11 protein-coding genes are annotated in these 9,743 nt (G+C 69.2%); 6 read left to right on the forward strand and 5 right to left on the reverse strand.

Annotation, left to right across the window (positions count from 1 at the left end; genetic code table 11):
* Window positions 1–8: 8 nt before the first annotated feature.
* From modA to VF612_RS14320, 4 genes are all read left to right on the forward strand, one after another.
* Window positions 9–782 (forward strand): molybdate ABC transporter substrate-binding protein, encoded by a 774-nt coding sequence (gene modA / locus VF612_RS14305; RefSeq protein ID WP_408660526.1) that lies wholly within the window; start codon window positions 9–11, stop codon window positions 780–782.
* Window positions 779–1,675: an ABC transporter permease gene (locus tag VF612_RS14310; RefSeq protein WP_408660527.1), complete on the forward strand. Its 897-nt coding sequence runs from the start codon at window positions 779–781 to the stop codon at window positions 1,673–1,675. Before modA ends, VF612_RS14310 begins: the two co-directional genes overlap by 4 nt.
* Window positions 1,672–2,769 carry an ABC transporter ATP-binding protein gene (locus VF612_RS14315; protein ID WP_408660528.1) on the forward strand — a complete coding sequence of 366 codons (1,098 nt, stop codon included), beginning with the start codon at window positions 1,672–1,674 and terminating at the stop codon, window positions 2,767–2,769. Before VF612_RS14310 ends, VF612_RS14315 begins: the two co-directional genes overlap by 4 nt.
* Window positions 2,770–2,856: 87 nt before the next feature.
* Window positions 2,857–3,291 carry a TIGR03668 family PPOX class F420-dependent oxidoreductase gene (locus VF612_RS14320; protein WP_408660536.1) on the forward strand — a complete coding sequence of 145 codons (435 nt, stop codon included), beginning with the start codon at window positions 2,857–2,859 and terminating at the stop codon, window positions 3,289–3,291.
* A 125-nt stretch (window positions 3,292–3,416) separates the two neighbouring features.
* Here VF612_RS14320 and VF612_RS14325 read toward each other — a convergent pair whose 3' ends face one another.
* Window positions 3,417–4,826 carry an NADP-dependent succinic semialdehyde dehydrogenase gene (locus tag VF612_RS14325; RefSeq protein ID WP_408660529.1) on the reverse strand — a complete coding sequence of 470 codons (1,410 nt, stop codon included), beginning with the start codon at window positions 4,824–4,826 and terminating at the stop codon, window positions 3,417–3,419.
* Between the two features lie 202 nt (window positions 4,827–5,028).
* Here VF612_RS14325 and VF612_RS14330 point away from each other — a divergent pair, with 202 nt between their 5' ends.
* Window positions 5,029–5,682 carry a hypothetical protein gene (locus VF612_RS14330; protein ID WP_408660530.1) on the forward strand — a complete coding sequence of 218 codons (654 nt, stop codon included), beginning with the start codon at window positions 5,029–5,031 and terminating at the stop codon, window positions 5,680–5,682.
* A 76-nt stretch (window positions 5,683–5,758) separates the two neighbouring features.
* On the opposite strand, the gene VF612_RS14335 is transcribed toward VF612_RS14330, so the two are convergent.
* Both VF612_RS14335 and VF612_RS14340 read right to left on the reverse strand, forming a co-directional pair.
* Window positions 5,759–6,505 (reverse strand): hypothetical protein, encoded by a 747-nt coding sequence (locus VF612_RS14335; protein ID WP_408660531.1) that lies wholly within the window; start codon window positions 6,503–6,505, stop codon window positions 5,759–5,761.
* Entirely contained in the window at window positions 6,477–6,893 is a 417-nt protein-coding gene (locus VF612_RS14340; RefSeq protein WP_408660532.1) for an ArsR/SmtB family transcription factor, read from the reverse strand. The genes VF612_RS14335 and VF612_RS14340 overlap by 29 nt, the downstream gene beginning before the upstream one ends.
* A 160-nt stretch (window positions 6,894–7,053) precedes the next feature.
* Here VF612_RS14340 and VF612_RS14345 point away from each other — a divergent pair, with 160 nt between their 5' ends.
* Window positions 7,054–7,827 (forward strand): type IV toxin-antitoxin system AbiEi family antitoxin domain-containing protein, encoded by a 774-nt coding sequence (locus VF612_RS14345; protein WP_408660533.1) that lies wholly within the window; start codon window positions 7,054–7,056, stop codon window positions 7,825–7,827.
* Window positions 7,828–8,063: 236 nt separating this feature from the next.
* Here the strand turns inward: VF612_RS14345 and VF612_RS14350 are convergent, their stop codons facing one another.
* A complete protein-coding gene (locus tag VF612_RS14350) occupies window positions 8,064–8,843 on the reverse strand; it encodes an ImmA/IrrE family metallo-endopeptidase (RefSeq protein WP_408660534.1) in 780 nt (259 codons plus the stop codon).
* 326 nt (window positions 8,844–9,169) lie between these two features.
* Window positions 9,170–9,743: hypothetical protein (locus tag VF612_RS14355; protein ID WP_408660535.1), on the reverse strand; the 574-nt coding region annotated here is incomplete at its 5' end.

The raw sequence follows: 9,743 nt of genomic DNA on the forward strand, positions 1-9,743 counted from the left end.
AACGGGGCATGAGGTGGATAGTCGCCGCCCTGGCCGCGGTCGTCCTGGCAGCCGGATGCGGCTCGGCCGCCGAGCCTCGATCCGGGGCCACGTCGGGTTCGTCGGGCGTGGCCGGCGCCGTGACGGTGCTCGCCGCGGCGTCGCTGACCGAGTCGTTCAGCGCCCTCGCCCGGCGGTTCGAGGACGCGCACCCAGGCGTCAAGGTCAGGCTCAACTTCGGCGCCAGCTCCGCGTTGGCCCTGCAGATCGACCAGGGCGCGCCGGCTGATGTGTTCGCCTCCGCCGCGACCAGGAACATGGCCCAGGTGATCGAGGCCGGGGCCGCGGCCAGCTCGAGCGTCTTCGCCCGCAACGCGCTGCAGATCGCGGTGCCGCCGGCCAACCCGGCGGCCATCACCGGCCTCGCCGACCTCGCGCGCGCCGGGGTGAAGGTGGCGCTGTGCCAGATCCAGGCGCCGTGCGGGGCGGCTGCCCAGCAGGTCTTCGACAAGGCCGGGATCACGGTCACGCCGGTCACCCTGGAGCAGGACGTCAAGTCGGTGCTGACCAAGGTCCAGACGAATGAGGTGGACGCCGGGCTGGTGTACCTGACCGACGTCCGGGCGGCCGGCGCCAAGGTCCGGGGCATCGCAATCCCGGACGCCCTGAACGCCTCGACCGAGTACCCGATCGCCGCGCTGACCCGGGCGGCGAACCCTGCCGCCGCTGCGGCGTTCGTGGACTACGTGCTGTCCGGCGCCGGCCAGGACGTGCTGCGCGCTGCCGGCTTCGGCAAGCCATGAGCCGGACGGGCGCCGGGCAGGACGCTCCCGACCGAACGGGCGCCGGGCAGGACGCTCCCGACCGGGCCCGACCCGGCCGGGTAGCTCCGGACCGGCTGGTCACCGGTCGCGGCGTGCCGCCGTTGCTGGCAGCGCCGGCGGCGATCGGGTTCTGCTTCCTGCTCGTCCCGCTGCTGGCGTTGCTGGTGCGGGCGCCGTGGCACGGGCTGGCCGGCCTGCTGGCAGATCCGGCTGCGCTGACCGCGCTGCGGCTGTCGCTGGAGTGCGCCACCGCGGCCACCGCGGTCTCGATCGTGCTGGGGGTTCCGCTGGCCTGGGTGCTGGCCCGGGCCCGGTTCCCGGGGTTGGCGGTGTTGCGGGCGCTGGTCACGGTGCCGCTGGTGCTGCCGCCGGTGGTCGGCGGCCTGGCGCTGCTGCTGGCCTTCGGCCGCAACGGCATCCTCGGGCGGTACCTGGACGCCTGGTTCGGCCTGACCCTGCCGTTCAGCACGGCCGGGGTCGTGATGGCCGAGACCTTCGTGGCGATGCCGTTCCTGGTGGTCACCGTCGAGGGCGCGCTGCGCTCGGCCGACCGGGAGCTGGAAGAGGCCGCCGCCACCCTGGGCGCCCGCCGGCTGACGGTCTTCGCCCGGATCACGCTGCCGCTGGCGGCGCCGTCGGTGCTGGCCGGCGCGGTGCTGTGCTGGGCCCGCGCGCTGGGGGAGTTCGGCGCCACCATCACCTTCGCCGGCAACTATCCGGGCGCCACCCAGACCATGCCGCTGGCAGTCTACGACGCGCTGCAGACCGATCCTGAGCCGGCGATCGCGCTCAGCCTGGTGCTGCTGCTGGTCGCCGCGGGGGTGCTGGCGCTGCTGCGCGATCGCTGGCTGCGGACGGGTGGCAACCCATGACCGGCCTGCGGACGGCAGGGACGGGCCTGCGGATGGCGGGGGAGGTGCGGCGCGGCGGCTTCGGGCTGGCGCTGGACTTCTCGGTGGCGGCCGGTGAGGTGCTCGGCGTGCTGGGCCCGAACGGGGCCGGCAAGACCACCCTGCTGCGGACCCTGGCCGGGCTCGGCGCGCTCACCAGCGGACGGATCGAGCTGGCCGGCGCTGCCCTGGACGATCCCGCCCGAGAGCTGTTCGTGCCGGCCGATCGGCGCCCGGTCGGGCTGGTGTTCCAGAACTACCGGCTGTTTCCGCACCTGTCGGTCCGCGACAACGTGGCCTTCGCAGCCCGGGCCCGTGGCGTCCGCCGGCACCCGGCCCGGCAAGGCGCCGACGGCTGGCTGGACCGGCTCGGCCTGGCCGAGCTCGCGTCCCGCAAGCCGGCGCAGCTGTCCGGGGGCCAGGCGCAGCGGGTGGCGCTGGCCCGGGCGCTGGCGGCCGGCCCTGGGTTGCTGCTGCTGGACGAGCCGCTGGCCGCGCTGGATGCGCGTACCCGGCTCGAGGTGCGCGGGGAGCTGCGCCGGCACCTGAGCGCGTTCGGTGGCCCGAGCCTGGTGGTCACCCACGATCCGCTGGAGGCGATGGTGCTCACCGACCGGCTGCTGGTCCTGGAGGACGGCCGGGTGGCGCAGCAGGGCACCCCGGCCGAGGTGGCCCGCCGGCCGGCCAGCCAGTACGTCGCCCGGCTGATGGGCCTCAACCTGTACCGGGGCGCCCGCGGGCCGGACGGCGCGGTGGCGGTGGACGGCGGCGGCGTGCTGCACTCGGTCGCCGGTGAGCCGCCGGCCGCCGGACGGGTGCTGCTCGCGGTGCGTCCCAGCGCGATCTCGCTGCACACCGAGCAGCCCCGGCATGCCAGTCCGCGTAACGTCTGGCCGGGGACGGTGACCGGGGTGGAGCTGCTCACCGACCGGGTCCGGGTCCAGGTCAGCGGCAGCCCGCCGGCGCTGGTCGACATCACCCCGGACGCGGTGGCCGAACTGGACCTGGCCGCCGGCTCGCCGGTGTGGCTGAGCGCCAAGGCCACCGAGATCGACTGCTATCCCGACCCGCGCTGAGACGGTGCCCGCTCAGACGGGGAGACGCTGACGGTGACACGCTGAGACCGTGCCCTGGTGAGGAGCCTGCCTGATGTCGAGCCCGCGATGCCGAGCCTGACCCGGGACACCATGCGCGGGCTGGTCCTGGCCGCCCGGGTCGCCCGGCTGGCCACCGTGGACGCCGACGGCCGCCCGCACCTGGTGCCGGTGTGTTTCGTCCTGAGCTCGCAGCCCGACGGCGCTGATCGGGTGTACATCGCGGTCGACCACAAGCCCAAGGGCAGCGGCGAGCTGCGCCGGACCGCCAACCTGCGGGCCTCCGGGCAGGCCTGCCTGCTGGTCGATCACTACGACGAGGACTGGTCCGCGCTGTGGTGGGTCCGCCTGGACGGCCACGGCGGCCAGCTGCACGACCCGGCTGAAGCTGAACAAGCGCTGGACGCGCTGGCAGCGAAGTACCCGCAGTACCGTGACCGACGCCCGGACGGCCCGGTGCTGCGGATCGAGGTCGACAACTACCGCGGCTGGAGCGCGGGCTAGCCGACTGACCTGCTGGCAGCGCGTCTGAACGCTCGCTCAGCCGGTCAGTCGGTCACCCCGCTCAGCCGGTCAGTCGGTCACCCCGGTCAGTCGCCGCCGGCAGGACGGGAAGCCGAGCGGAGCAGCTACTCGCTGTGCGAGCCGGCCCGTCCCGGCTCGGTGTCGCCCACCCAGACCGCCTTGACGTTGCAGAACTCGCGGATCCCCTGCACCGACAGCTCCCGGCCGTAGCCGGAGTTCTTGATGCCGCCGAACGGCAGCTCGTTGAACGAGGTGGTCATCCCGTTGATGAAGACCGCCCCGGCCTCCAGGTCGCGGGCGAAGGCGGCCTGCTCGTCCGGGTCGGAGGTCCAGGCGTTGGAGCCCAGCCCGAACATGGTGCTGTTGGCCAGCTCGACCGCCTCCTCGTAGGACTGCACCCGGTAGAGGCCGGCCACCGGCCCGAAGACCTCCTGGTCATACATCTCCATCTCGGGGCTGAGCTCGGCGACCACCGTCGGCGGGTACCACCAACCGGCCTTCTCGATCGGCTCGCCACCGCACAGCACCTTGGCGCCCTTGTCGACGGCGTCGCGGACCTGGCCGGCCACGTCCTCGCGGCCCTGCTCGGTGGCCAGCGGGCCGATGTCGGTCCCCTCGTCCATCGGGTCGCCGACCACCAGCGCGCCCATGTTCTCCACGAACGCGGCGGCGAAGGCGTCGTAGACGTCGGCGTGCACGATGAAGCGCTTGGCGGCGATGCAGGACTGGCCGTTGTTCTGGCACCGCGCGGTGGTGGCCACCTTGGCGGCCTTGGCGATGTCGGCCGAGGGCATCACCACGAACGGGTCGCTGCCGCCGAGCTCCAGCACGGTCTTCTTCAGGTTGCGCCCGGCGGCCTCGGCCACCGAACGGCCGGCGGCCTCGCTGCCGGTCAGGGTCGCCGCGGCGACCCGGTCATCGCTGAGGATCGCCTCCACCTGGCCGGCGCCGATCAGCAGGGTCTGGAACGAGCCGGGCGGAAAGCCGGCCCGGCTGAACAGGTCCTGCATGAACAGCGCGGTCTGCGGGACGTTCGAGGCGTGCTTGAGCAGCCCGGCGTTGCCGGCCATCAGCGCGGGAGCGGCGAATCGCATGGCCTGCCAGAGCGGGAAGTTCCACGGCATGATCGCCAGCACGACGCCCAGAGGCTGGTACTGCACGTAGGCCTCGGTGGCGTTCACCTTGCCGGGCTCGACCGGCTCGCTGCTCAGGAACGCCTCGGCGTGCTCGGCGTAGAACCGGCAGGCCTTGGCGCACTTGGCCACCTCCGCCTTGGCCGAGGCCAGCGTCTTGCCCATCTCGGTGGTCATCAGGGCCGCGATCTGGTCCTGCTCGGCATCGAGGATGTCGGCGGCGGCGCGCATCCAGCCGGCCCGGTCGGCGAAGCTCGTCCGGCGCAGGGCCCGGAAGCCCTGGACGGCCGCGTCGAGCCGGGTGTCGATCTCGGCGTCGGTCAACGCCTCGAAGGTGGTGAGCACCTCGCCGGTGGCGGGGTTGGTGGTCGCGATGGGCATCTGCGAACTCCTGCGTCGAGGTCGAGGGAACGGCCGGGCTGCCGACCGCCGCCACTCAGGCTAGCGCCGTCGGGTCGGTTCGGAGCGGGGCCATCGTCGGATTGCCGGACGTCGGCAACAACATATCTTCCGCCCGATCCGAGCCGGATCCGGTAGGGGTCCGAATGACTTGCACAGCTCAAATAATCTGAGGAGTTCGGAAATGAACGCAAGCACGCAGGGCAAGAGCAGGTTCGGACGCCGCACGCTGGTCGGCCTCGCCGCGGTCGGCATGGTCGCCGTGACGGCGACGGCATGCACGAGCGATTCGGACTCCAGCAAGCCGGTGGCCGACATCCCGTCGCTGTCCGGGCAGACCACCGCTGTCAAGCTTGATTCCGGTTTCACCGACGCGCTGACCTCGCTGAAGCTGACCCCGGGCGTGGTGGGCAGCGCCAAGCTCACCGACGGGTCGCTGATCTTCCCGATCACCGGAGGCAACGTCACGTACTACAAGCCTGGCTCGGTCAGCCCCTTCGTACAGGGCGAGATCCAGCACACCGGCTCCGGCCTGTCCCTGAGCGCAGGTGGCACGACCGTGCAGTTGACCAACTTTGTCATCGATCCAGGCGCCTCCAAGCTGTACGGTGACGTGGCCGCCAACGGCGCCAGCGTGGCCAAGCGGGCCTACCTGTTCAACCTCGACGGCACCACCCTGAAGGCGCTGCAGACCGCCGGCGACACCGCGATCCTCGAGGGCACCAAGGTCGCGCTGTCCCCGGATGCCGCCGCGCTGCTGGGCAAGACCTTCAAGACCACCGCGGTCAAGGGCGGCCTGCTGGTGGGCGTCGCCAAGATCACCGTCAACACCAAGTAGCCCGCGAGCTGCGGCCTGCTCGCGAAGGACGGTCCGTCTCGGCGGGCCGTCCTGGTGCGTGCGCGGCCTGCGCCGGTCAGCTGCCGGTGACCTGCACCAGCCAGGGCGCGACCTGGACGCTGAGCAGGCCCCGTACGACGCTGAGGTCGTCCTCGGCGGCCAGACGCTGGACGTCCAGGCTCGGGTCGGCCCGGACCACCGTCATTCCGGTGCCTGGTTGGGCGGGAAGCGGGCCGGCGGCCACCAGCAGGCCGTACTGGGCCAGCCGCTTGAGGAACGCGACGTGCTCGGCGAAGTCCGGGTGCTCGAACACCGACTCGCCCTCGGCCAGCGCGGGTCCCGGCTGGTGCAGCAGCACGTACCAGTCAGGGTCCGGCGTCGCGCCGGCCGGCTCCAGCGACCGCTGGAAGGCTGCCAGCACGATCGGCCAACCCTGGTCGTACTCGTCGTGGGCGCCCTGCGGGTCGGCGAGCCGGTGCCAGCCGCGGTGCTCCAGGGTCACCATTGTCGCGCCGTCATTGTTGGACATGCCGACGAACCGCACCGTCAGCTCGGTCGCCAGGCTGGCATCGTGGCCCGGATGCCAGCTCAGCTCGAGGCTGTTCGGGGGATCGATGCCGGTCACCTCGGCCCAGACCGTGCTCCGGCCGGCCGACCGCTCCACCAGCTGGTCGCCCTCGAACGCGACCGTGCCGCCGGCGCCGAAGACGCTGTGATCGGCCAGCGGCCACCAGGAGCCGGCGTGGGCGGTGAACAGGGCGAAGGCGGTGGCCGGCGGCGCGGCGACCACCACCTCACGACGGACGGGCGCCGGCTCGGTCATGGTCAGCCTCCTGGGCGTCTGGGATGGATGGGTGCTCTGGGGTGAGCTGCGGGTCTTCGGTCGCCAGCTCGGGTCCGGACTGCTCCTCGACGTACCGGGCGAAGGCGGCCAGCGTGGTGTCCCAGACGCCGACCAGCCACTGCTGGACGCCGGTCAGGCCTTCCGGGGCGAGGGCGTACAGGTTGCGGGTGCCCTCGCTGCGGTGCCGCACCAGGCCGGCGCCTTCGAGCACCCGCAGGTGCTTGCTGACGGCCGGGCGCCCGATCGGCAGGTCAGCCGCCAGCTCGCCGACCGGCCGGGGACCGGAGCGCAACAGCTCCAGCATCCGGCGGCGCATCGGGTCACCGAGCGCGTCGAGGGCGGCGTCTGCCGCTGTTTGGTTACTCATGGGCAACGGTTACTGTAGAGCAACCAATTGCTGCCATGCAAGGCCATCGCCGGTTTAATAGCTCTCCTCAAGAGCTACACCTTGCAACCATCTCAGCGAGGCTGGCCCTGTCTGTGAATGGTCAGCTGCAATAGTTACATGAAGATGTCACTATTGCAGTATGAACCGTGCTCGGCTCGAGCGCCTCATCCTCGACCTAGCCGAGGGCCAGTGGGGACTGCTGACCGCCGCGCAGGCCCGTGCAGTCGGAGTATCTCGCGTTCAGCTGACCCGGCTGGCCCAGGATCGGGTGCTCATTCGGTTGGCACACGGTGTCTACGTGCTGCGGGGTGCCGCAAATATGGAACACCTGGAACTTCGGGCCGCATGGCTTGGGTTGGATCCAGAACGCATGGCGGCGGAACAGCTCCGCAATCCCACTCAAGGGGCTGTCGTGTCCCACGCATCAGCGGCCCGACTGCATCAGCTGGGCGATCTGGAAGCTGACCGGCACGAGTTCACACTTCCGATGCGTAAGCAGACGCGACGATCAGACGTGCGGCTGCACCGAGCGGTCCTGACAGCAGGCGAGGTGATGACCGTCGCCGGGCTTCCGACAACGACACCTGAGCGGATCGTCGTCGACCTGCTTGCCGACTGCCACGATGGTGAGCAAGTCGCTCGGGTACTGGCTGGAGCGGTGCACGCCCGATCGATAGATCTCGGCCAGATTGCGCCCCTGCTGTCGCCGTTCGCTGCGCGGTTCGGACTTCCGCTCGGGAAAGGGGACCTTCTCCTGGAGCACCTGCTGGAGCTGGGCGGGGCAGCCGATCAGGTGATCGCAGACAACCTCGTCAGCGCTGCTCGGGCGAACGACGTGGGTGTGGGTGAGATGGTGAGTCGCATCGCAGAGATGCGCCGCATACTCGAAGAAATTCAAGGCAGACATGTCTAGGACTGCAGCTGAAGTCACCGGGTATCGAACCGGGGAGGCACTGTAGGAGGCAGCACCCAGCGCATTAGGCAGCATGTGCGAGCCGATCCGAAGTTGACGGTCGGCAACCTGCGGCACCAGTCGTGTACGACCGCTTTCTTGCTCGGGTGTTCAACGTCAGGGGTGACACTGGTCCTCAAGAGTGGCAGCGCACTGCTCATCCGGGTGCGATCAGCTCGGTACGGTCAGGTGGCGTATCAGAAACGCTTCTGCCGACCCATAAGGGGGACCACAACAGAGCCCGCAAATGGATCGAACGAGTCTGCGCCGGAAGGAAGGTCATCGGCCGACGCATGCTGATCCAGCACCATGTCCGCCAGTTCAAGGGACCAACCCATCTCAGCTGCGAACAATTCGCGATGACCGCCGGGGATCGCTATTTCCACCTTTTTCTTCAGGGCCCTTGGCTTTTCTATCGGCACATACCCTGGCTCCGCCTTATTCCAACCTCTTGCGCTGATCTGCCGGTAAAGACTGGTTGCGCGCTCTTGGTCGACCACTCCCAGTTCACGAGCACGTCGCACTAGCGACTTTATGGAGACCCGCCATTGGCTCTTCATCATCGTCAGCGTCTGCAGGGTCGGATGCGCCGGCATCTGCTGACGAATAGCGTCAATCGGAGTCAGTAATTCAGCGGCGAACGCATCGGCCTCCACTTCTGCCTGCTTACCTGGCATAGCATCGCGGTGGAGAATCAAATGTGCGAGTTCGTGAGCGACCGTCCACCGCAGGCGGTCACCTGGCACATTCGACGCGAGGGCAATCGTTGGGATCGGTCCAGCCCATGCGCAGAACGCATCTACCGTGTCGGCATTCCACGGCAACCCGAGGACGCGTACTCCCATTCTTTCTATCGCCAAGATTAAATATGGTAATGGCTCGAGAGCGTTGAAGCCCAGGCTGCGTCGAGTAAGCCGTGCCGCCATCTGCGGGTCGGTTCCGGGTAATGCCTCAATTCGAACCGGCAGAGCGCGCACTCGGTCTGCTAGGACTTCGTGCGCCTCGTTCACAAGATTCGCCCAAGCGCGGCCGGCAGCTTTGGTGGACTCCGTCGTGCGGCTCCGCGCTCTAAAATGCGGTGAGAGTCCGTCTAGGCCGGGGGACGGCACTTTGGACAGCCAGTCAACCGTTACACCTGTGACTGCGGCGAGGGTAGCGACCGCGATGTCGGCGGAGGAGATTGACGCGCGTCCACTCTCGATATCGCTGAGCCGAGGTTGGGTTAAATCTGGTACTTCTCGCACAAGACCGACCTGGGTCAGCCGATGCAACTCTCGTGCCTGCTTGACTCGGAGGGGCTGTATCACGCCCCCGTGTCGTCCAGTCGCGTCCACATCTGCTCCGGCTGCAGCTCGTCCAAGTCGGCGGCACGCATCGTCGCCATCGATCGTGCAAGCGGGCCGCCCCAGTCGATTCGAAGGTTAGCTCGTCGGTTGTCGCCGCCGAGAGGCCGTACGAGATGCATGGGATCGCGCAGCACGTAGTTTAGATCGGACCAGAGCAGCAGCAGGTTGTCCCAGCCTTCGAGTGTTGAAGTCTGGGAGTAGAACTCCTGCTTACGGGAGGATGCGGGAAGCGGGATCTGCTTTTCTGACCGGAACATCCACACGCTGAGTCCGTCGTGATCGATCCGGATTCCCGACATGGGTAAGGTCGAGCGATCGTGATCGACATCGGTCACCAGCAGGCCCTTGGCCTTCAGCCGTTCGGAGTAGAGCCGGCGAACTCCGTGCGCGAAGTAGTGAGGATCCGTCCTGCGCTTCAACTTCTTCCGCTCGTGATCCTCGGCCGTCTCGGTGAGCGCCTCCTGTAGCGAGTCGAATAGGAACGGTATGACCGGTTGAAGACGGTGCAGCGCCCGCTGGTAGGTAGCCATT

Origin of the sequence: Jatrophihabitans sp. (assembly GCF_036388195.1) — a bacterium.
Lineage (GTDB): Bacteria > Actinomycetota > Actinomycetes > Mycobacteriales > Jatrophihabitantaceae > Jatrophihabitans_A.

What these genes read in the sequence shown, in the direction of transcription:
- modA (WP_408660526.1), top strand. Translation starts at nt 9, where the DNA reads ATGAGGTGGATAGTCGCCGCCCTGGCCGCGGTCGTCCTGGCAGCCGGA.
- VF612_RS14310 (WP_408660527.1), top strand. Translation starts at nt 779, where the DNA reads ATGAGCCGGACGGGCGCCGGGCAGGACGCTCCCGACCGAACGGGCGCC.
- VF612_RS14315 (WP_408660528.1), top strand. Translation starts at nt 1,672, where the DNA reads ATGACCGGCCTGCGGACGGCAGGGACGGGCCTGCGGATGGCGGGGGAG.
- VF612_RS14320 (WP_408660536.1), top strand. Translation starts at nt 2,857, where the DNA reads ATGCCGAGCCTGACCCGGGACACCATGCGCGGGCTGGTCCTGGCCGCC.
- VF612_RS14325 (WP_408660529.1), bottom strand. Translation starts at nt 4,826, where the DNA reads ATGCCCATCGCGACCACCAACCCCGCCACCGGCGAGGTGCTCACCACC.
- VF612_RS14330 (WP_408660530.1), top strand. Translation starts at nt 5,029, where the DNA reads ATGAACGCAAGCACGCAGGGCAAGAGCAGGTTCGGACGCCGCACGCTG.
- VF612_RS14335 (WP_408660531.1), bottom strand. Translation starts at nt 6,505, where the DNA reads ATGACCGAGCCGGCGCCCGTCCGTCGTGAGGTGGTGGTCGCCGCGCCG.
- VF612_RS14340 (WP_408660532.1), bottom strand. Translation starts at nt 6,893, where the DNA reads ATGAGTAACCAAACAGCGGCAGACGCCGCCCTCGACGCGCTCGGTGAC.
- VF612_RS14345 (WP_408660533.1), top strand. Translation starts at nt 7,054, where the DNA reads ATGAACCGTGCTCGGCTCGAGCGCCTCATCCTCGACCTAGCCGAGGGC.